14 protein-coding genes are annotated in these 22,879 nt (G+C 66.0%); 5 read left to right on the top strand and 9 right to left on the bottom strand.

Annotation, left to right across the window (positions count from 1 at the left end; translation table 11 throughout):
• Positions 1 to 76: 76 nt before the first annotated feature.
• The 6 genes from NOW55_RS15830 to NOW55_RS15805 form a co-directional block, all read right to left on the bottom strand.
• Positions 77 to 1,777, bottom strand: a complete 1,701-nt coding sequence (locus NOW55_RS15830; RefSeq protein ID WP_256401080.1) for an ABC transporter permease — start codon at positions 1,775 to 1,777, stop codon at positions 77 to 79.
• Positions 1,778 to 1,783: 6 nt separating this feature from the next.
• Positions 1,784 to 2,662, bottom strand: a complete 879-nt coding sequence (locus tag NOW55_RS15825; protein ID WP_256401079.1) for an ATP-binding cassette domain-containing protein — start codon at positions 2,660 to 2,662, stop codon at positions 1,784 to 1,786.
• Between the two features lie 60 nt (positions 2,663 to 2,722).
• Positions 2,723 to 4,063, bottom strand: a complete 1,341-nt coding sequence (locus NOW55_RS15820; RefSeq protein WP_256401078.1) for a substrate-binding domain-containing protein — start codon at positions 4,061 to 4,063, stop codon at positions 2,723 to 2,725.
• Positions 4,064 to 4,213: 150 nt separating this feature from the next.
• Entirely contained in the window at positions 4,214 to 5,287 is a 1,074-nt protein-coding gene (gene gfo6 / locus NOW55_RS15815) for a D-xylose 1-dehydrogenase Gfo6 (RefSeq protein WP_256401077.1), read from the bottom strand.
• Positions 5,288 to 5,380: 93 nt separating this feature from the next.
• Entirely contained in the window at positions 5,381 to 6,244 is an 864-nt protein-coding gene (locus NOW55_RS15810) for a fumarylacetoacetate hydrolase family protein (protein WP_256401076.1), read from the bottom strand.
• A gap of 233 nt (positions 6,245 to 6,477) precedes the next feature.
• Positions 6,478 to 7,713, bottom strand: coding sequence for a mandelate racemase/muconate lactonizing enzyme family protein (locus tag NOW55_RS15805; RefSeq protein WP_256401075.1), 1,236 nt, complete (start codon positions 7,711 to 7,713; stop codon positions 6,478 to 6,480).
• A 132-nt stretch (positions 7,714 to 7,845) separates the two neighbouring features.
• Between NOW55_RS15805 and NOW55_RS15800 the strand changes: the two genes are divergently transcribed.
• The 4 genes from NOW55_RS15800 (at position 7,846) to rdfA (ending at position 12,416) form a co-directional block, all read left to right on the top strand.
• Entirely contained in the window at positions 7,846 to 8,928 is a 1,083-nt protein-coding gene (locus tag NOW55_RS15800) for a M24 family metallopeptidase (protein ID WP_256401074.1), read from the top strand.
• A gap of 85 nt (positions 8,929 to 9,013) precedes the next feature.
• Entirely contained in the window at positions 9,014 to 10,462 is a 1,449-nt protein-coding gene (gene xacF, locus NOW55_RS15795; protein WP_256401073.1) for a 2,5-dioxovalerate dehydrogenase, read from the top strand.
• Between the two features lie 101 nt (positions 10,463 to 10,563).
• Positions 10,564 to 11,328, top strand: a complete 765-nt coding sequence (locus NOW55_RS15790; RefSeq protein WP_256401072.1) for an IclR family transcriptional regulator — start codon at positions 10,564 to 10,566, stop codon at positions 11,326 to 11,328.
• 452 nt (positions 11,329 to 11,780) lie between these two features.
• The gene (gene rdfA, locus NOW55_RS15785) at positions 11,781 to 12,416 is read left to right on the top strand and encodes a rod-determining factor RdfA (RefSeq protein ID WP_256401071.1); all 636 of its coding nucleotides are present in this window, start codon (positions 11,781 to 11,783) and stop codon (positions 12,414 to 12,416) included.
• A gap of 30 nt (positions 12,417 to 12,446) precedes the next feature.
• Here the strand turns inward: rdfA and NOW55_RS15780 are convergent, their stop codons facing one another.
• From NOW55_RS15780 to NOW55_RS15770, 3 genes are all read right to left on the bottom strand, one after another.
• Complete coding sequence (locus NOW55_RS15780; RefSeq protein ID WP_256401070.1) at positions 12,447 to 14,396, bottom strand: archaea-specific SMC-related protein; 1,950 nt, start codon at positions 14,394 to 14,396, stop codon at positions 12,447 to 12,449.
• 1,429 nt (positions 14,397 to 15,825) lie between these two features.
• Entirely contained in the window at positions 15,826 to 16,266 is a 441-nt protein-coding gene (locus tag NOW55_RS15775; protein WP_256401069.1) for an ArsR/SmtB family transcription factor, read from the bottom strand.
• Positions 16,267 to 16,507: 241 nt separating this feature from the next.
• A complete protein-coding gene (locus NOW55_RS15770; protein ID WP_256401068.1) occupies positions 16,508 to 21,565 on the bottom strand; it encodes a PAS domain S-box protein in 5,058 nt (1,685 codons plus the stop codon).
• A gap of 118 nt (positions 21,566 to 21,683) precedes the next feature.
• Here NOW55_RS15770 and NOW55_RS15765 point away from each other — a divergent pair, with 118 nt between their 5' ends.
• On the top strand, positions 21,684 to 22,838 hold the full coding sequence (locus NOW55_RS15765; RefSeq protein WP_256401067.1) for a Rossmann-fold NAD(P)-binding domain-containing protein: 1,155 nt from the start codon (positions 21,684 to 21,686) through the stop codon (positions 22,836 to 22,838).
• Positions 22,839 to 22,879: the final 41 nt, after the last annotated feature.

Here is a 22,879-nt window from a genome sequence, read left to right as displayed (position 1 = left end):
AATATGATAAATCTATGGCCTGTCTCGACGTTCGACCGAAGGCACGGAACGGACGGGCCGGTGACGGGGTGCGCACTCAGGCCGTCGAGAACCCGAGCGCGACGATGCCGGCGACGACCAGCCACGCCACGAACACCGCCGCGACGACGCCGACCGAACGGCGTCTCGACAGTTCGTGCGTCTCGCTGACGCCGGCGTACATCGTCCACCCGATGAGGAGCAGGATGGGCACCGAGACGGCGAGCGCCGACAGCATCGCGTCCTCGACGAGGAAGAAGATACCGTAGCCCAGCATCACGGCAGGGATGGCGAACAGCGGCGCGGGAGCCATCCCGTAGCAGACGCTCAGGAGCGTATCTTCGTAGTCACCGGGACTATCGAAGAACTGGGCCGACACCTCGATCGCCGCGTAGGCGACCAGCGCCAGCAGCATGAAGAAGAGGTATATCTCGGCCGCGGTCTCGGGCCAGCCGCCCCGCAGGAACAGCTTGAACCCGCCGATGTCCATCCCGATGGCGTTGCTCACGCTGGCGTTGCCGAGGACCCAGGCGACGACGTTCGTCGCGAGCGCGGTGGCCCCGACCGACAGCATCAGGAAGCCGAACATGTCGTCCGTCGTCTTCTGTTCGGCCCGGTTCGCGAAGAACCCACGCGGGGACCCGAGTATCTCCCGCAGCGGCTCGGCGTACCACGACCGAAGGAGGTCGTAGCTGAACCCCTTCAGGATGACGTCGAGACCGATGGCGGCGATGATGAAGCCCCCGGTGATGACGCCCTGCCAGCCGCTGACGTTCAGGCCGGCGAGTGCGAGCACGTTGTTCGCGGTGGCCAGCACGAGCGAGCCGAACAGCACGCCGATCATCGACCCCTCGCCGCCGGTGAGCTTCGTCCCGCCGAGCACGACGGCCGCGATGACGACCAGCGCGAGGCCGTCGCCACTCCCGGACGACACCGAGCCGAACCGGCCGAGGAACGCCAGCCCGGCGAACGCCGCCGTCAGGCTACACAGCCCGAAGCAGCCGAGCTTGACGATCTCGGGGTCGATCCCCGTCGTCTCGACGGAGTCGATGTTGTCGCCGGTCGCACGAGCGTGGAGCCCGAAGCGGGTGTGGTGCAGTATGTAGTGGAACACGACGAGCAGCACGAAGATCCAGACGATGAGGATCGAGAACTGCCCGAACGTCTTCACCTCGTTGTGGACGAACGGGACCTGGTAGAAGATCGGTCCCGTCATGAACGGCAGGTCCGCGATGATGATGGGCCCGCCGAGCCACTTCAGGATGCCAACGTCGCTCGCGGAGGCGGTCGTTCCACCGAGCAGGATGCGGTGGATGCCGCGCAGCAGCGTCAGCGTCCCGATGGTGACGATGAGCGACGGCAGGCCGAGCTTCGTCACGACCAGGCCCTGCGTGATGCCGAAGATGACCGAGAACACGAGGACGACCGCGACGACGAACAGGGGGTGGAACCCGAAGGCATCGCCGCCGATGAGGATGGCGCCCATCCCGGCCGCGACGCCGTACATCGACCCGACCGACAGGTCGAACTCCGCGGTGACCATCAGCAGTGCGACGCCGTAGCCGATGATGGCGGTCGTGGCCGCCGCACGCAGGATGCGTGCCAGGTTGTCCAGCAGGAGGAAGCGGGAGGGTTCGATGTAGACGCCCACCAGGAAGATGGCGATGAGGCCGACCAGCACGCTCCCCTCGCGTCTGTCGAACACCCACGACCGGACCGAGCTGAACCGTCTGCCGACGTTCGTTGATTCGGTTGCCACGGTGGATCAGCGCTCCCGCTCCCGGTGCATGCGTTCGACGATGTCGAGTCGGTCGACGTCGTCCTCGTTCGTGTTCAGTATCTCGACGATCTCGCCGTCTCGCATGACGGCGATCCGGTCCGCGACGTCGACGACGACGTCGATCTTGTGCGAGATGAGGATGACCGACTTCTCGCCGTCCGGAATCCCCCTGACGAGGTCGATGATCTTGTCGGTGCCCGTCGTCGACACCTCCGAGGTGGGTTCGTCGAGGATGATGATCGGCGGGTCGCGGATGAGCGCGCGGGCCACCGCGACCGCCTGCTTCTGGCCACCGGAGAGCTCGTTGACCTTCGACCGCGGGTCGAAGTCGAACCCGATCTCGTTCAGCAGGGAACGGCTCTCCGTTATCATGTGGTCCATGTCGGTCCGGCGGAGCAGCCACCCCTCGGGCCCGTCCTTGAGCGGTTCCATCCCGAGGAAGATGTTGTTGGCGGCGCTGGCGTTCGGACTCAGATGCTGTTCCTGGTAGACCGTCGCGATGCCGGCGTCCATCGCGTCCTTCGACGAGGAGAAGAACTGCTCGACGAGTCGGCCGTCCTCCCGGAGGTAGATCTCCCCGGCGGTCGGCTGGAGGACGCCCGAGAGCATCCGGATGAACGTTGTCTTCCCCGCACCGTTGTCGCCGGCGATGGCGAGGATCTCGTCGGCCTTGACGTCGATGCTGACGTCCTTGACCGCCTCGATGGCCCCAAAGAACTTGCTCAGGTCCTGTGTTTGGAGGACGACCTCGTCGTCACCCGTCTCGTCGGTCCCGCTCTGGTCGGTGCGAGCCGTCGGACCCGAGGCGGGTTCCACCCCGTCGGCAGGCGATGTTCCTTCAGATTCTGACGTTGATTCTGACATACATTGTGTCGTTGTGAGTGTTTGCGTCTCGGTTCGTCCGGTGTGAGCCTCGTTCCGCGCTCACTGGAGGAAGTCGTAGTTGCTCTCCTGCCACTGCAGGAGGCCGTTGTCACCGGCCCACGACCGGCGTTCGAGTGCGAAGTCGACGTTCTCCTGGTCCCAGACCGAGACGCCCCACTCGAGGTCCTTCATCTCGATGCCGCGCTCGATGTACATCCAGGCCAGCGGGACGTTCTGGAACCCCTGACTGTACGGGTCCTGTCCCACGGTGAAGTCGACGGTGCCGGCCTCGATCTGGTTGAGCAGCGGCCGCAGCAGGTCGAAGCCACAGACGACCATCGGCCCCTCCAGCTCGCCGGCTTCGAGCGCCTGTCCAGCCCCGACCGCACCCCAGAACGCCGAACAGACGACCGCGTCGACGTCCTCGCCGGAGATGGTGTTGACGATCTGCGTCTGGGCGTCGGCGATGCTCGCGGGCGGATTGATTATCTGGTCGTTGTAGAGCGTCACCGAGGGGTCGCTCTGTGCCTTGAAGTACCGCTCCGCCGTCCCGAGGTCCGCCGCGTCCTTGCTGACCCGCCGGGTGACCGAGGGGTTGTCCGGGAGCTCGTTCGTGATGAGCACCGTGTACTCGTCCTTGTCGGGCATCTTCTCCTGCATCCGGTCGTACGCCTCGGCGGCCATCGCCGCCCCGCCACGGGCGTCGCGGATGCCGACGTGGGGGACGATCATCGGCTGGTCCCGGTACGAGAAGCCGACGTCGTCCGTCATGTAGTCGTAGTTCCAGTCCTTCGTGGCTGGCGTCGAGTGACCGTTGACGACCACGATGTCGTTGTCGAGGGCGTTCTGGATGGCGTCGTTGTACGCCTCGTTGTTGAGCACCGTCGTCACGAGCACGTCGCCCGGCTCCATGTTCGAGACGTTCTGGTTGATGAGGCTGACCTGGTCCGGAATCCCACCGTTGGCCGGCGGGCCGGTGACCTGTCCGTCCCAGCCGAACATGTTGAGTGCGTCGTGGAAGCCACAGGTCATCGGGATGAAGAAGGGGTTGTCGATGTTCTGCAGCACGAACACCGCCGTCCGCCGGTTCTCTCCCGAGCCCTCCCGTGTCTTCGAGGGGTCCCAGGTCGGTGGCGCGACCGCCGGATGACGGGAGAACTCGAAGTCGGGTTGGTCCTCGCCGCCCCCACCGTCGTTGTCGTCACCACCGCCACCGTTGCCACCACCACCACCGCCATCGGTGTCGGTGTCGGTCGGCTCCTCGTTGGAGGTGGTCCCACACCCGGCCAGCCCCACGGCGGCGCTCGCTGCACCGAGTTGTTTCACGAGTCCTCGACGTGAGACACCCGCCCCCACGTCGATCGAGATACCACGCTCCGCTGGATTGTCATCCGATGACATACCACGTCGTATATTCACAAAGTATAAAAAATTATCCCCGCTCTGGGGGGAAAAACGCCGTCTGGATGGATATCACCGCCCGCTTGCAGGCGTTCGTCTGTCTCGACGGTGGGGAGCGACGCTCGATGCGCGGTCGGCGAACGGCTGGGATCACGGCTCCGGGACGGGTGTCGCGTCGTCCGCCGCCGCCGCGTCGTATATCGCGTCCATGACGAGCATGTCCACGAAGCCGTGCTCGGCATCGGGTGACGGTTCGGTCCCGGTCAACAGGCAGTGAGCGAAGTAGTCGAACTCCTCGGTCATCTGGTCGACCTGCTCGAACGCGACGGTGTACTGTTCGTCGCCGACCGAGAGCCGGAAGCCGCGGTCCTCCCGGTCGAAGAAGACGGGGTCGAGGACGACCTCGCCCTCGGTCCCCGTCACCCGGAGGTGGCTCGACCGGGCGGCGTTCTGACTGGCGGTACAGACGGCGTGGACTCCATCGGCGAACACCAGCGTGAACGACACGTGCTCGTCCGCCACGTCGGCGAACGCGTCGTGCTCGTACGTCGAGTGTGCCTGCACCGCGACGGGGTCGTCGTCGAGGAGGAACCGCGTGGTGTTGATGGGGTACAGCCCGATGTCCATCACGGTCGCGCCACCCGACAGCTCCGGGTCGAGCCGCCACTGGTTCGGGTCGGGGATCACCTCGAGGAGCGGCTGGGACATGCTCGCGTGGACGTGGACCGGCTCGCCGATGATGCCCGCGTCGATGACCTCGCGAGCGCGACGGACGGTCGGTTCGGTCTGCATCCGGTAGGCGATCATCACCGCGACGTCGTCGGCGAACCCGACGATCTCGCGTGCCCGTTCGACCGTCGCCTCCATCGGCTTCTCGCAGAGGACCGCCTTGTCGAGACGTGCCGCTGTCTCGACGAACGGCAGGTGGAGTCCGTTCGGGGTGCAGATGTAGACGGCGTCGTACGCGTCAGCCGCGACGCCCTCGTGGAACTCGTCGTACGTGATGGCGTGCTCGATACTCGCCGCGAGGTCGGTCGCATCGCGGGCTTTCTCGGCCGAGCCGCTGACGACGACGGTGGTCTCCCCGAAGGAGCTCTCCTCGACCGCCGGAATCGCCTGTGCTCGCGTCCACCACCCGAGTCCGATCATCGCGAACCGGACGGTTCCGGGGTCGTCGGCTGTCTGCCAGTCACGGCCGGTGAAGTCGTCGAACGGGAACTCCATAGTCGAGAGGTGACGAGTACCCACATAAAAGTTCACGCCGGCTGCCCGGTGACGGCACGGGTGACTGCCGCTGGCCAGTGCTCGACGGCGCGTTCAGACGCTGACGACGGGGTTCGAGAGGACGCCGATGTCCTCGACCTCGATGTCGACGTGGTCGCCGGCCTGGAGCGTGAACCCCTCCTCGGGGACGAGCGACGTTCCGGTCAGGAGCACGGCGACCTCGGGGAGGACGTTGTGCCGGGTGTAGTACGAGACGAGCTCTTCGCAGGTCCGGACCATCTCCGCGGTGTTGGTCGTCTCCTGGTAGACGGGCTCCTCGTCCCGCGTGATGGTCATCGACATCTCGAGTGCGTGCGGGTCGGCGATGTCCGTCGACACGCAGGGCCCGAGCGAGCAGCACCGTTCGTAGATCTTCGCCTGTGGGAGGTACAGCGGGTTCTCCCCCTCTATCTCGCGACTGCTCACGTCGTTCCCGACCGTGTAGCCGACCGGCTGGCCGCGGTACAGCACGATACCCAGCTCCGGTTCGGGGACGTTCCAGTTCGAATCGGCGCGGACACCGATGGCGTCGTCCGGGCCGACGGTCCGGTCCCCCTGCGCTTTGAAGAACAGTTCGGGCCGCTCGGCGTCGTAGACGTCGATGTACATCTGGGCCATGTTGCTCTCTTCCTTTCGTGCCTCCTCGCTGATCTGGTAGGTGACGCCGGCCGCCCAGACCTCGTCGACGTCGACCGGAAGGGTGCAGTTGGCCTGGACCGCCTCCATCGAGAGCTCCGTCGCATCGTCGAGAAGTGGGGTGACGATCTCGTCGGGCGGCCGGTCGATGATCTCGGCGGTGCTGACGAGGTCCGCGAACGACGCCAGGTCCGGCTTGACCGACGAGAGGTCGTACGCACCCGATTCCGTCACGGCGGCGAGTGTCGACTCTCCGCGTCTGCGGAGTTGGTAATACCGCATATCTGGTCGTCTGTGTGACGCACTATCAAACTTTCGCCGTCGCGCGATTCTGCTTGTTACGCCTGCGTGAGCGGCCGCAACAACGGCTCCGCTCGGGACCGGGGCGTGGCTCACGACTGCACGCGAACGCCGAACTATCGACCGCCGACAGCAGCCTCGCTACGCCGCATCGAACCGCGCGAGACGGTCGCTCACTTCGTTCGCGCTGCGACTCGCTGGCTCGACGAAGCGCGTCACGCTTCGTCGAACAGCTCCTCGCCGTCGACCATCTTCTCGGCGACGGTGTCCATGTCGAGCGTGAGCCCCAGCCCCGGCTCCTCCGGAATCGTCATCCGTCCGCCCTCGATGAGGTCCGACTCCGCGACGAGGTCCTCCCACCAGCCGAGCTGGTAGGAGTGGAACTCGACGGCGAGCGCGTTCGGGATGGCCGCCCCCAGCTGTGCGCTCGCCATCGTCCCGATGGGCGAGGCGACGTTGTGCATCGCGACGGGCACGTAGAACACGTCCGCGAGGTTCGCGATCTTCATCCCCTCGCGGAGGCCGCCCACCTTCGGGATGTCGGGCGCGATGATGTCGACGGCCTCCTCGGTCAACAGCCGGCGCTGACCGTGTGTCCGGAAGACGTTCTCGCCGGTCGCGATGGGGGTCGACGTCGATTCCGTGACGGTGCGCTGCACGTCGTGGTTCTCCGGCGGAATCGGGTCCTCCAGCCACCAGACGTCGTAGGGCTCGAGCGCCTCGGCCAGTCGCTTCGCGCTCCCGGCACCGTACGACCAGTGACAGTCGAACGCGACGTCCGCGCGGTCACCGATGCGCTCGGTGACGGCCTCGACGATCTCGACCTTGTGCTCGATCGCCGGCTGCCGCAGGTGCCGGTGCGCCCGGTCGACCTCGTAGCCGGAGGGGACGTCGAGGTCGAACTTGAGCGCGTCGTAGCCGAGTTCCTCGACCACCCGCTCGGCTTCGTCGGCGTTGGATTCGGGCTCGGCCTCGTCGCCGGCGTGACAGTCGCAGTAGACGCGGACCTCGTCGCGGTACTTGCCCCCCAGCAGCTGGTAGACGGGGACGTCGAGGAGCTTCCCCGCGGCGTCGTGCAGGGCGATCTCGATGCCGGAGATGGCCGAGATGACCTTCCCGGAGACGGAGCCCTCGCCCGACATCTTCTGGACGAGATGTTCGTACAGGCGGTCGACGTCGAGCGGGTTCTCGCCGAGCAGGAAGGGCCGCATCCGGTCGACGATGGCGGTGTCGCCGCCGCCCCAGTAGGACTCGCCGGTTCCGACGATGCCGGCATCCGTGTAGACGCGGACGAGGATCCACGGGTAGTTCCCGTCGACCATCGTCGTCTGGACGTCGGTTATCTCGGCGTCTCGGATCCCCCGGTCCGCGTCGAGGCCGAGTGTCTCGCCCGAGAGGTCGCGCATCGTGTACTCCGCGTTCGGGTCGCTCAATCGGTCGTGATGAACCATTGCGTCCGTTATCTCTGTGGACTGTGATTTATATCTTCCCCGCAGCCGTGACCCCTCGTCCGGCCGCCGTTCCGGAACCGTGGGCCTCGACCGGCGACAGAACTATTCTCCTCGGCGTGCCACGGAACAGCCGTGACTCCGAGTAAGCGAACACGGCTGGACTCCCTGCTCGCCGACCGCGGCCTCGAGGCGGTCTGGTTCGCGCGTCCGAACGCCTTCGCGTGGCTGACCGGTGGCGACAACCTCGTCGACAGGCACGCGCCGGTCGGCACGGCGGCGGCCGGATACGACGGCGACGAGCTGACCGTCGTGACCGACAGTATCGAGGAACCGCGACTGCGGGCCGAGGAGCTTCCCGACGACGTCCGGGTGGTGAGCGTGCCCTGGCACGAATCGTCGCTCGCGGCGGCCGTCGCCGACCACAGTCCGGTGCCCGCGGGCGCTGACTTCGACGTTCCGGGCTTCGAGCGCATCGACGGGAGCGAGCTCCGCCAGCCGCTCACCCCCGACGACCTCACGGCGTATCGGACGCTCGGACGGGAGACGGCGGCCGCCGTCGAGACGGTCTGTCGGACGGTCGACCCGGACGCGACGGAACGCGAGACGGCCACGGAGATTCGCTGTGCGCTGGCCGGACGAGATATCGAAGCGCCCGTCGTGCTCGTCGGTGGTGGCGCCCGTGCACCGAAGTACCGGCACTACACGCCCCAGGACGCACCACTGGGGGACTACGCCCTCGTCTCGGTGACGGCGACCCGTGACGGACTGTACGCGAGCTGTACCCGGACCATCGCCTTCGACCCACCAGCGTGGCTGCAGGACCGCCACGCAATCGCGGCACGCGTCGAAACGACCGCGCTCGCGGCGACCCGCAGCGTCGGCCGAGCAGGTGGGACCGCGGGCGACGTCTTCACGTCCATCCGAGATGCCTACGCCGCGGGCGGCGTCCCGGAGGAATGGCGCGAGCACCACCAGGGCGGGGCCGCCGGCTACGCGGGCCGGGAGTGGATCGCCACCCCCGACTCCGACGCGCCGGTGACGCTCCCGATGGCCTACGCCTGGAACCCGACCGTTCGGGGAGCGAAGAGCGAGGACACCGTGGTCGTCGACGACGGGTTCGAGGTGCTGACGGACACGGGGGAGTGGCCGACCCAGACGGCCGAGGCCGTCGGATTCGACGTCTCGCTCCCGCGACCGGCCGTCCTCGAGCGCTGACCTTCGTCGTCGACGACCGCACCGTCACCCGATCGCCGTGCCACCCAAACAGCAATAAGTCACGACGAAGATAATCGAGACGACGATGCGAGCCAGCGCTTCCTACATCGACGGGCAGTGGCTAGAACCGGACGCGGGGACCACCTTCGAGGTGCGGAACCCGGCGGACACGACCGACCTCGTCGCGACCTGCCGGCAGGCGGACGCCGACGACGCCGACCGGGCGGTCGCAGCCGCCGCGGCGGTGACCGACGACTGGGCCGGGATGTCCGGCGCCGACCGCGGTGCGATCCTGCGACGGACGTCGCAGGAGCTCGGTGCCCGAAAGGACGAACTCACGGACCTGCTCAGTCGAGAGGAGGGGAAGACCCTCGCGGAGGCCGAAGGGGAGGTCCAGCGCGCGGTCGACATCTTCGCCTACTACGCGGAGAAGGCACTCGACGTGGGCGGGACCGTCAAGTCGGCGGGCGGGCCGGACGCGACGCTGTCGACCCGGCGCGAACCCCTCGGGGTCGCCGGGCTGATCACGCCGTGGAACTATCCCATCGCCATCCCCGCGTGGAAGATCGCGCCGGCGCTCGCGGCTGGAAACACGGTCGTGTTCAAACCTGCACTCCAGGCCCCGCTCGTGGGCGGCGCAATCGTCGAGTGCCTCGACGACGCCGGCGTCCCCGACGGCGTGGTCAACTACGTCCTCGGGTCGGGCAGCGAGGTCGGCGACGCCATCGTGACCCACGAGGACGTCGACGCCATCTCGTTCACCGGCAGCGCAGCTGTCGGGACACAGGTGTACGAGGCCGCGACGGCGGACCAGAAGCGCGCGCAATGCGAGATGGGCGGCAAGAACCCGACAATCGTCACCGACAGCGCCGACATCGAGACGGCGGTCGACATCGTCGGTTCCGGTGCGTTCGGTGTCACCGGACAGGCCTGTACCGCCTGTTCGCGGGCCATCGTGACGACCGACCAGTACGACGAGTTCCTCGATGGCATCGTCGAGTACGCCGAGGGGCTGCGTATCGGTGACGGGCGTGCCGGTGCGGACATGGGACCGCACGTCAGCGAGTCCGAACTGGAGGGCACACTGCGGTACGTCGACGTCGGCCGAACGGAGGGGGCGACGCTGGCGACCGGTGGTGGCGTCCCCGACGACGAGGCACACGCGGACGGCCATTTCGTCGAACCGACCGTCTTCGCCGACGTCGATCCCGGGATGCGTATCGCACAGGAGGAGGTGTTCGGCCCGGTGCTCTCGGTCATCGAGGTGGACGACTTCGACGAGGCGATCGCGGTCGCGAACGACGTCGAGTACGGCCTGTCGGCGAGTGTGCTGACGAACGACCTCGACCAGGCCCACCGGTTCGTCGACGAGATCGAGGCCGGCGTCGCGAAGGTCAACGAGAAGACCACGGGTCTCGCACTCCACGTGCCCTTCGGTGGGTACAAACGCTCCTCGACGGACACGTACCGCGAGCAGGGCGACGCCGCACTCGACTTCTACACGTCGACGAAGACGGTGTATCTGAACTACTGAGGTCGCCCGCTCTTCTCTGTCGAACGTATCGCACGCTCCGGCCACTCCGTTCCACATCGTGGAAAGAAGATTTATGATTGCGGACCGTGCACCACTGTGTCATGGGAACGCCAGCCAAGAATCCGATCAAATCCACCGAGACGACGTTCCGGATCGTCGAGGCACTCCACTCGCTCGACGGCGCGGGCGTGTCGGAGCTCGCTGAGCACACCGACCTCCCGCGCAGTACGGTCCACAACTACCTCAGTACGCTCGAACAGGAGGAGTACGTGGTCAACGACGGGGGACAGTACGAGGTCGGCATCCGGTTCCTGGAACTGGGTGCGTACGCGCGGAACCGACGGCAGATATACAACATCGCGGAGCCCGAGGTCGCCCGGCTGGCCGACGAGACGGACGAACTTGCGAACTTCCTCATCGAGGAGCACGGACGAGGGACGTACCTCCAGCGAGCCCGGGGGGAGGCGGCGGTGCAGGTGGAAGCCCACGTCGGGACGCGCGTCTCGCTCCACTCGACGGCGCTCGGGAAGTCGATTCTGGCGCATCTCCCCGAGTCCAGGGTCGACGAGATCATCGAGATGCACGGGCTGGAACAGACGACGCCGAAGACGGTCACGGACCGGGACGAACTATTCGACCAGCTCGCGGACATCCGCGAGCGTGGCTACGCCTTCGACGACGAGGAGCGACTGAAGGGCCTCCGCTGTGTCGCGGCTCCGGTCCTGAGCAACGACAACCGCGTTCTCGGTGCGGTCAGCGTCTCCGGTCCCTCGCATCGCATCCGTGACGACCGGTTCCGGAACACCCTCCCGGAGAAGGTGCTCGAGACCGTCAACGTCATCGAACTCAACGTCACGTACTCGTGATGTGTTGGTTGTCAGCATCCCACATACATGAAACGGACGATAGTTCGATGTCTCGGGTGAGTTTTCGGAACATGTGTGGTAATATCCCCCAGATTAGTTTATTTCTCACTACAAGCCGATAAATTTCCATCGGCGGCTGTTACACCCGTACTCTCTCGAAAAACGGGCGTCCGACATCGTGGAACGGGACATGGTCAGGTCGGAATGCCGGTTGAACGACCCGGACGGGCGTACTGACGCACCCATCCGGAAGCACACGTCTCACGGACCAGCGTCACGGATGCCCGAACGGTGCGTCAGCATCTCGGTCGACCGAGGCGAGCGACGACCCGGCTCGCCACCAGAATAACGAAACTACGCCTGTTATTCTTGGCCGTCCGGTCGTCCCGTCCCCCCGTCCGGACGTGGAACCGTCGTTTTAATACGACAGTCGCGCCAAGCTGACGGAACGAATGCCTTCGAACGCCGACGAGGACGCGGGTGACAGGGTGAACAGCAAGGTTGCACGCCTCATCGAGCAGTACGGCCTCGGCGAGCGGTTCGGCGACCAGCTCGAAGCGCGCTGGACGGCGGACGGCGACCAGCGGGAGAGTCTCCGCGCCCTGGCCGACCGGTTCAACAAGCGACTGCTCGACGCCGCGCTGCACGACGCGGACGTGTCGTCGGTCGACGGCGAGGTCGACAACCTGTACCGGCTGTTGACGAGCGACGACGTCAGCAGCGGGAACCGAACGGAGGCCCAGCAGCGACTCGAGCAGAACGGCGTAGACATCGACCAGCTCGAGCGCGATTTCGTCACGTATCAGGCGGTCCGCTCCTACCTCACGGCGTATCGGGGCGCCGAGTACGACCGAGGCGACGACGACGAGACACGCGTCGACAACGTGATCGAAACCATCCAGCGTCTCACGTCGCGAACCCGCTCGGTCGCCGAGAAGAGCATCGACCAGCTCGATTCGACCGACCGGCTCTCCATCGGGGAGTACCGTCTCTTCATCGACATCAGCGTCCTCTGCGAGGACTGCGACACGCAGTACGGTCTGATCGAACTCCTGCGCGAGGGGAGCTGTGAGTGCCAGTCCGGATAGCGGGGGCGGGAGGGCGTTCCGGCTCTCGTCTCAGATTTCGGTGATTCGGGTGTACGCCGGCGAGAGCGCCTGGGCGTCCTCGGGGAGCAGCGCGACGACGAGGTACGTCGGATACTCCGAGAAGTACGACACGAGGTCGGCGATTCGTTCGGAGTCGATCGCCTCCAGCGAATCCAGCAACATGAACGGGACCGTCTCGTGGAGGTCGTGGACGAGATACCCCGCCAGCGCGAACGTCAACCCCGTCACCTCGCGCTCGCTCTCCGAGAGGTGGTCGACCGTGTCCTCGTAGGTCGCGCCCGACTCGGTCGTCCGGACGATGTGCATCTCGAACACCGTCTTCTCGACGTTGCGTCGTCCCTCTCGAACGGTCCGCTGGACACGCTCGATCCAGATCCGTGCGAGGTTGTCGTAGTCCAGCATCTCCAGGATGTCCGCCATCCGGTCGTTGAACTCTTCGACCGCCTCCTGTTCCATGCGGTCGATTCGGGTCCGCTGGTCTTCGAGTTCCGACTGGAGCGTCTCTCGCTGCCGCTGCAGTTCGGACTCCTCGGCCAGTCGATCCTCGATCTCCGTGATCCGGTCGGTCACGTCGTCGAGGTCCGACTCCAGCCGCCCGAGTTCGAACTCGATCTGATTCGCCTCCTTGTGGCGTTCGAGGATGTCGGAGAACTCCTCCGACTCCAGTTGCCTGACCGCCGACTCGGTGGTCTCTATCTGCTCGTTGAGCTCCTCCCTGCGGGCGCGGAGGTCCGCCAGTCGGGCCTCCCTGTCGTCGAGTTCGTTCTCGATGTCCGTCAACTGCTGCTCGACCTGGTCACGACGCCGTTGCTGTTCCTCCCGTTCGCGCTGTTCGGAGCGTAACTCGTCGAGTTCGGCCTCTCGCTCTCGAATATCGGCGGTGTGCCCCTGCCGAACGTCACGCAGTTGTTCGAGCATCTGCTCGATCCGCTCCTCCGGCACCTCGCTCCCGCAGGTCCAGCAGACGACCTCCTCGTCTTCGAGCAGCCGATCCGTGACAGCACCGGTCGACCCGTCGTTCGGGTCGAGCGCGCCCCCGACGGCCGACTGCTCACCGTCCAGCATCTCCTCGTTGAACTGGATGACGCCCTGGAGATCGCTGACCGTCGCCTCAAGCTGCTGTTTCTCCTCGTGGAGTCGGCTGATGTCCCGCTCGATCTGTTCGTGCTCCCCCATCGGGGCGTCCGGCAACGCCTCCCGTGTCTCCTGTAACTCCGCGCGTTCGCTCCGCAGGGATGCGATGCTCTCCTCCTCGATGTCGATATCGGACCGCACGTCGTCCAGCTGGGACCGGAGCGTCCGGAGTTCGTCGAGCCGTGATTCGAGCTCCTGTTTCTCCGCCCGGGATTCGTCGACGTCGGCGTCCATCGACTCGATCTCGGCTTCGACGTCCTCGAGCTCCGCTCGCTTGGCGTCGATCTCGGACACCAGCTCCGACTTCTGCGCCTCGAGGCCGGGCAGTTCACCCTTCAGCGTCCCGATCGCTTCGAGCTCGGACTCGACCTCGTCCCGTTCGCGTTCGAGGCGGTCGATCTCGGCTTTGATCTCGTCCGTATCGACCGGTCGCATGAGCAACTCCCGGAGGTCGTCGTCGCGAACGACGGCCTGGCGGGCCGCGTTCGACTCGAGCAGGAACGCGAAGAGGTCGGCGACGGACGCGTCGTCGAGATACGGTTCACCTCCGAAGCTGACGGTTCCGTCGGTTCGGCTGAGCGTTCGCCGGTACGTCGTCCCGTCCAGTTCGAGCTCGACCGACCCCTCGTCGGCATCCCCTTTGAGCGAGACGTCGGTGCTGCCCACGCCCGCCATTATCGTCTGGAGGAACGACGTCCGGTTCGTCGCGTTCCGACCCGTGAGCACGGTGACGCCGGGGGGAATCTCGACCTCGGTGCTGGAGATACCGCCGATGTTCTCTGCGACGACTGTCGCGGCTGACCCGGTCGTATCGGCCCGTGACATGTGTCCGGAAAGTCGGGCGACGCGTAAAAATGTAGCTGTTAGCGGCTAGCACAGGAGGGGCTCGCCTCGAAAGCCGTCGGCTCCGACGACCACTACGGGACCTCTCCCGGGGCCGGCGTACGAGCCGGGAGATGGAAGTAACAAACATATGCTTGTTATGGCCGCCTCGCAATGCGGAGCTTCCTCCGGTCGATCCGGGAGTCGCCGACGGTCCACATCCGACATGGTTCGACGTGGTCCGTCGGTCCTGGGGGCTACCGAGGAGGTCGACGGGCCAGAAGACTGACCCACTTATACAAGACTCAGATAATACATTTGAATTTGATGTAAATCGTTCTGCTGCCCTTCCACACTGATTGATATGCGAAGAATACCTACGGGCGACGGGAGTAATATTTCTTATTGGAGAAATATTAGTGCTGCTCGGAGCGGTGCCCCGATTCGAAGCCGACAGCCGGCTGGCTCCGCTCTGCAGCGCCTGTAGTCACTGCAAAACCGCGATTCGGCCCAGTCCGCGAGTCACTCGGGTACTGCTGACGTGCGCCAGTTCGAGGGTCGGACCGATACTGCCACCGAATCTCTCAGGCTACTATACACCGAGGAAGGCCTTACCCGAGGATGTAGCCACTCGTTCCCAATCTAGAGCGATCGGGATCGCGGGGCCAGATAGTATAGCACATTTCCCACACTACTAGGTGCCGGCGCACACACCGCGCCCTCGAATACCAAAACAATCTAGACACTACAAATAGATGTCTAATAGATATAAAAGCTAGAACTCTGATATCTAACCGTGGGTGTGTACCGGACCCTTGCTTCAGCGGGTCCATCGTCGAAATCGTCCGGCCGCTGCTCGGGTCCAAACCAGGGTCCTCTGTGCGTATTCGAGCGGCTTCACCGAGATCAAACGCACGACCCGACTGGACCGGTCCTCTCGAGGGACCTGCTCGGCCAGATGGGCATCCCAGGTGTCCGTCCATCCCGTATGCTGTTGCTGGAACGGACGATTCTGAAACAGGACGGCGAGTGCGTCTGTGTGCCCGATGCAGCTGTGGACGTCGGGTATCTAGAGCAGCACAATGACGAACAGCCGTGGGTGTGAACAACGCAGTCGATCCAGCAAGTACGGAGAAGATGGCGGAATACTCATTGACACTTGGGCCGACAGCAGACCGCTGTCACGAGGTGATGCTCCCCCACCACGACCAGCTGCTCCTCAGTCGTGTCGAGGGCCGCACACTCCCCGGCATTCGACCGAGACGAATGGGGACTGGTCACCGAGATTGAGTTCGAGGAACCCGTGCTGGAGGAGCCGGTTCCACGGACGGTCGGGCGCTGACAGCACTGAATAGTGGCATCGCCACTAGCCACCGAAGCTGGATTCGGTCAGCGCGGCGGCGTGGAAGTGGAGGGCCGAATCGCCTGCGGGTCAGCGGGAACGTCTGGTGGGGTTGTGGTGATAGTCCGCGGAAGGCTCGTCGACGGTGACCTGAACCGTCGGAGAGCCGTCGTCCAGCTGGAAGGTGGCACTGACGAGTCTCGAGCAGTACACCTTTCGGTGGTGACCGCCGTCATCGAACTCGATATCGACGTCGATCAGTCCGTGCTCCTCGAGCCGGTTCAGGCGCCGATACACCGTGGGTTTGGAAGCGTCGCACCGCCGAATCAGCGTCCGGGCGGGCCGGGGAGTTTCGGAGAGTCTCTCCAGGATTCGGCGGGTGTACTCGTCATTCAGCAGATCCAGGATCTCCGACGCAGCGTCGTCGGTCGCGGTGAAACACCATGTATCGGCGTTCTCAGGAGGGTCCGCGGCTGCGGGAGCAGAGTCCCGGCGTTCGCGCCGACGCTGGAGCTGTCCAGCGGCGGTCATGGGCGAACCACCTCGACGATACTGGCGGCGGCTCCGGCGTTCGACTGCCCATCGCAGGGAGGGTGGGATGACAGAGTACGTGCGCTCGTGAACGGTCGGAGTGTCCTGTCCGTCTGGCTCATCGCAACTGTGGGTTCTGCCCCCAGCCACTGATAGCTGCAAGCTACATTGGAAGTCTGCGAAGGAGTGACGAAGCTATACTGATAGATGTGTGGGCCGACCACACGGCAGTTGGTCGCCCTTACACCTCGGTACCGGAGTCGAGCACCTCGAGGACTAGTTCGAGGACCTTCCGCTCGCCGACCCGGAGATGCTTGTTCAGGGTTGGCTGGGTGATGCCCATCTCGTCGGCCACGTCCTCGCCACTGTGGTCCCTCGGCCAGTCGAAGTAGCCCATCCGGAACGCGGTCGCAAGCGCCTCGGCCTGGCGCGGCGAGAGCCGCCGCTCGACGCGCTCCGTCAGTTCACCGGGGACCGGGTCGCTCGCCGCCTGCTGGCGCTGTGCGTGGAGGTGGATTCCCGGTATCGTCTCCTCCAGCCGACGGACGAACCGGCGCGTGTTCGCCTCTGTCGGGAGTTCGAGGACGATGGTCGTCCGGTCGGGGGTCGCGTGCCCCCGCCGAAGCACGCCCCCGTACTCGGAGATGATGGAGCCGAACCAGGTCGTGCCGGTCCGCTCTACGATCGCCGTGTCGTCCTCGTCGGAGAGGACCGTCGTCTCGCCCGGGAGCGTCTCCTCGGCGACGGACTCCACGTCCGACGGCACCTCGCCGACGACCCGGTACACGACCCTGATGGAGCCGTCCTGTCGCCGGACCGTCCGGTCGTGGTGGACCTGACAGCCGGTCTCCTCCGCGAGTCTGGCGAAGGGCAGTGAGGCGTCGTCGTCGCGGAACTCCAGTTCGAACGTCTCGTCCGACTCGAGTGCACGGCGTCGCTCGATTGCGGTCACGGCGTAGCCGATGGAGCTGCCGAGCTGGTCGAGCGTCTCCCGCGTCGGCCCCTCGAAGGCGGCTGGCTCGCTCGCGTGAACCACGAGCACACCTTGGACGATTCCCTCGTACGAGAGCGGCACGGCACAGACCGCTTGCACCCCCCGTCGGAGGAGGTCGCGTCGCCAGTCACCCCTCGTTGTGCCGACGAGGCCCGCTTCGACGGTCACATCGTTCGTTTCCCACGCCTCCCTGGCCGTGTGGCGGTCCTGGTCCCCGTCTAACCCCTGGTGGAGCCACTGGTCGACCGTCTCTCTCGAAAGACCGGCCGTCGCTCTGGGTTCGAGTGGTCCCTCACCCGTCGCTCCCTCCGCCACCCAGGCGTGGACGAATGGCTCGATATCGACGAGACGGTCACACACCGCCCGTTCGACGCCCGCTCGCGTCGACTGGTCCGTGATGGCGGCCTCGATTCGCCGGTTCAACTCGGCGATTCGCTCCAGTTGGTCCGCTCGACGGGTCTGTGCTTCCAGCTCCTCCCGCTGGGACTCCAGCCGGCGCTCGCCGACGACGTGGTTGAGCGCCCCTTCGAGGGTCGCCGCGATGAGGTGGGCGGACTCCACCGCCTCATCCTCGTCCGACCACAGGGTCATCACCCCGTGCCCCGAGAGCGGCACCGCGACGACCTCCTCGCTCGGGCCGAACCCGAACGCGGACTCGGCATCGGGGTCCACACGCAGGACTCGCTCGTCGACGAACGTCTCCCACGGGACGGTGTCCGCCGCCCCCCAGTCGGGGAGGGTGTCGGTCCCACCGAGAGCCGCAGTCCCCGCAGCAGGAACCAGCCGACCCGTCTCCTCGTCGTGCAGGTGCACCGCGACGGAGTCGAGGTCGAACACGTCCGAGGCCGCGTCGACGGCGGTCCGGCAGGCGTCGGCCGCGGACTCGGCCGTCGTCAGCTCCGCAGTCGCCTCCTGGAACGACTCGAGCGTCTGCTGACGCTGCTTCGTCTCCGTCATGTCGCGGTTCACCGACACCAGGCGAATCACCTCACCCTCGTCGTTGCGTATCGGGTAGAGCCGCCCCGATATCCACCTGACCTCGCCGTCGTCACGCTGCACGCGGTAGTCGTAGCTGTACTGGTCGTCCTCCTCGATATCGGGATCCGTGAGCTCCGTCGTCACCCGGTCGAGGAACGAGAGGAACGCCTCACGGTCGTCGGGGTGGACCGTCTCTTCGAACGCGTACGGGTCCTCGTACATCTCGTCGACGGGACGACCCCAGATGTCCTCGTAGGCCGGACTGATGTAGTACGTCTCCGAGAGGTCCGCGTCCGCGAGGTGGATGACCTCGTCGACGGCCTCGGATATCTGCCTGAACTGTCGCTGCGTTCGCCGTAGCTCCTCCTCTCGCTTCTTCCGCTCCGTGACGTCCCGGTCGATGGCGAGGTAGCGCTCCTGCCCGCCGATGACGGCCGGCGTGGCCTTCACCTCGAGCCAGCGGATGTCGCTGTCTACCGTCTCTGCGGCCCACTCCACGACCTCCGCCTCACCTCGGTCCATGACCCGGTCGATGATCTCCTTGCCCCGCTCGTTCGTGTAGCCGGCCTCCACGGGACTGAGGTCCTCGATATCCATCCCGACCATCGCCGACTGGTCGTACCCCACGAGGTCGGCCATCGCCTCGTTCGCGGCCACGATCTCCCCCGTCTCCGGATCGTGGACCGTGATTCCGTCGATGACCGCATCGAAGATCTGCTCGTACTCACGCTCGCGTCGCTTTCGCTCGGTGATGTCCTCGAACACGGCGACACGACCGTACCCCTCGACGTCCGGCATCGGGTACGCGGTCAGGTGAATCCACCGCAGTTCGTCGTCGGGATGGTGATACCTGAACTCGACGTCGTATCTGTCGTCCGGCGTCCCGGCCTCGATGTCGGCAACCATCGACGCGAGCGCGGACTCGTACCCGTTCCGGTCGTCCTCGTGGATGCGCTCGCGGAGGGCTGTCGTATCCGCTGCCAGTTCCTCGTGTGGTAGCCCGAATATCTCCTCGATGACAGGGCTGACGTACTCCGGTCGCCCGATCGTGGCGGCATCCTCGGAGAGCGCCACGGCCTCGTCGATTCGGCCGACGATGAGTTCGAGTTGCCGCCTGCGTCGTCGCCGTTCCGTCACGTCGCGCGACAGCACGAGCACGCGCTGCTCGCCGCCGATGGTCGCCGGAGTGACGTTCGTCTCCAGCACGCGTCGCTCTCCGTCCACCGTCTCGACCCGCCACTCGGCCGTCCTCGGCTCGCCGGTCTCCGCGACCGCCCGCTGGAGCTCGTAGCCACGCTCCTCGGTGAACCCCTGGTCTGCCACCGAAATCCCGTCGATTCCGCGCTCGAGCACGGTCTCCCGGTCGTAGCCGACGAGGTTACAGAGCGTCTGATTCGCGTCCAGCATCTCCTCGGCCCACGGGTCGTGGACCGTGATCGCGTCGTTGACACCGTCGAAAATCTGCTCGTACTCGCGCTCTCGCCGCCTGCGCTCCGTGATGTCCCGATTGATGGTCAAAACGCGGTTCTCGCCGTCGATGGTCGCCGCAGTCGCGTTCACCTCGTACACTCGTTCCTCGCCGTCTGCGTGTTCGACCCGCCACTCGACGGTCTCCGGCTCGCCGGTCTCGTCGACGCGACCGAGGATCTCGTCCCCACGGTCCGCCGTGAAGCCGTCCTCCGTCAGGCTGAGTCCCGCCACACCGAGCTCTCGGATCGTCTCGACATCGTACCCGAACTGTTCGACGTAGGTGTCGTTGACGTCGACGAACTCGCCGGTCTCAGGGTCGTGGACGGCGATGGCGTCGTTCACGTTGTTGAATATCTGCTCGAACTCGCGCTCGCGGCGCTTCCGCCTGGTGATATCACGGACGCTCGCAAGGACACGCTCTCTCCCGCGTATCTCGACCAGCGAAAGGTGGACCTCCACCGGGAACGTGTGCCCGTCGGCGTGTTCGTTGCGCCACTCGAACAGCTGTGGGCCCTCTGCCTCGGCCCGGCCGATGAGCCTCCGGGCGCGTTCGTACGAGTACCCGCTGTCGTTCGCGATGATGACGTCGACGCGCTCCCCCAAGAGGTCGTCGCGCTCGTAGCCCATCATCTCACAGAACCGTCCGTTCACCTCGACGATCTCCCCGGAACCCGGCTCGTGTACGACGAGCCCGTCGCTCACGTTCTCGAACAGCTCCTGGTAGGTCTCCTCGAGCTCCCTCCGTTCGGTCACGTCCGACCACTGGCAGATGACGCATCGTTCGTCGCCCATCACGCCCGGAGTGACGAACACCTGGAACCGGATGGACCGTCCGTCGGCCCCGTCCGTGGCCCAGTCGGTCACCTCCATTCGGGCACTCTCCCCCACCCGCTGGATGATGCCGCGGAGCGACGCCAGCGTCTCCGAGCTGGCGGCTGGCGCGACGGCCCCCAGGCCCGCACCCAGGACGGCGTCGCGGTCCTCGGCCCCGACCAGTTCGGCGAACCGGGTGCTCGCCTCGAGAATCGCGCCCGTCTCCGGGTCGTGAAACGTCGTCGCCGTCGGGGACTCGGCCATGATATCCGCCACCTGGGGTCGCTCCGCGTGTCGTGCGGTCACCTCGCGTGCCGTCGAAACGAGTCGCCGCTCGCCCGCGACCGTCGTCAGATGGACGCTGGATTCGAGCCACCGGCGGTCGCCCCCGTCGGTCTCGACCGGCCACTCGAGACGAACCGGGTCGTTACTCGACACCACCTCGTCGCGAGCCGAAAGCGGCGTCAGCCCGCTTGGCTCTGCGGCGAGCGTTTCGAAGTTCGCACCCAGCAGGTCTTCACGGTCCTGGCCGACGAGACCGGCGTATCGTCGAGTGACGTGGACGAGTTCGCCGGACTCGAGCTCGGCGACGGCGACCGCGTCCGGGACCGTCTCGAAGACGGACTCGAGGTCAGCGTCCCACCCGCCGGCGCTAGTTTCGTCGACAGACCCGGCGGTCCCTGTCGTCCCTGACGGGAGAAGTCGGTCGAGAAACGCCGGCGACGTCTCGACCAGCGTTTGTCGCCCGACGGTGACCGTCGCCCCGGCGTCGAGGATTGCCGACGCGTCGTCGTCATCCCCGACGACGGCGACGACCGGACAGCCCCCGGCCCCCGAGCCGAGCGCCTCGACGCTTTCGACGAAGTCGGTCTCGACTGATCGGTCGACGAACGCGAGCTCGTACCCCCTGGAATCGGCCTCACGTGGGTCAGAGATCTCCCTCCACGACACGTCGCCCCCACACGCCTCGCGGTATCTCGAGAGAAGGGTAACCACCCCCGACCCCCCGCCGACGACCAGGACCGCATGGTCGCTTGCTGGCATACAGCCCCATTCAGACCCCAGCTGCAAAAAATGTCACCTGCTACAGACAGTCGATGTCTCACGGACAGAAACTCTGGCTCGCCACTTTTCTCCCGGGGTACCGAACGCTCCAGTCGCGATGGTACGTCGACTGCCTCCACCACTCGCTGGTTCGCCGCCCATCGACCACGACCCCGCTCCTGACGGCCCTCGCGTCCTCGTGGCAGGTGGCACGGTCGCTGCACTCGCCCTGACGACCTGGCTCGGCCGGACCGGACACCGGGTCACGCACGTGAACGCAACCCGTGAGACCGCCACGCCGAACGGCCCGACACTCCTCCCGCGCCAGACAGTCGAGACGCTGGCGGACTGTATCCCCGGCGGGTCGCTGGACGGACTCACTCGGCCCGTGACCGAGCATCGCATCGACGGCCCCCAGTGCAGCCTGACGCTCGCGTCTGATGCGGACCCCACGCTGTGGCTCGATGTCCCTGACCTCTACCGGCGACTCGACCGGCGTCAGGACGGCGCTACGAGACGAGACGACGCCGTCGACCACCTGCGCGATGTCCCGGACGGCATCGAGGTGACGTTCGCCGACGGCTCCCGGGCGACGTACGATGTCGTCGTCGCGGCAGACGGACAGAACTCCTTCGTCGGCAGCCTCACGGGCGCAGTGCACGAGTTCCAGCGCGGACTCCACGAGTGGTCCACGAGCCTCCCCCGCTCGAGTGCGCTTGTGTCTTCTCCGTGCGAACACTGGGACACGGCAGTCTGCGTGACAGTGGTCCCCTTCGACGACGAACTCGCCATCCAGGTGCGCATGCCACGACGTTCGACGGCCGACCACTCGCCGCGAACCCGTGCAGGTGCAGCCCTCGAACGCCTCGATGTCGGCCTTCCGGAACCCCTCCAGAGCGGCATCCCTCCCGGAAGCAGCTACCGACTGCTGCCCGATCCGACCGCTTGCGGAACGTGGCGGGCAGGGCGGGTCGTTCTCTGTGGCACTGCGGCCAGCCCGCTCTCGGGCTTCCGGGGTCTCCACCCCACACTCCCGGTCGAGGACAGCATCGTCCTCGTCGACTCGCTCGTCGCCGCCGACTCCGTCGACGCCGCGCTCTCCCGGTACGCCGTCGATCGTCGTGCCCGTCAGCACAGCGTATGGAACGCGCTCACCGACTGTCGTCCCGACTGGACCTCGGCGCTTCCTTTCGCCGGTGATGGCCCGCTCTCGCTGGAGATGCGACTCCAGAGTCTCCGGTTCGACGACGAGTTCGAACTGGTCACCAACTGAGTGTCTCGGTCCAGTCGCCACTCGTCCCCGAGTGCCGCGTA

Source organism: Haloarchaeobius litoreus, assembly GCF_024495425.1.
GTDB classification, from domain to species: domain Archaea; phylum Halobacteriota; class Halobacteria; order Halobacteriales; family Natrialbaceae; genus Haloarchaeobius; species Haloarchaeobius litoreus.
This window is presented reverse-complemented; position numbering and strand designations above follow the sequence as displayed.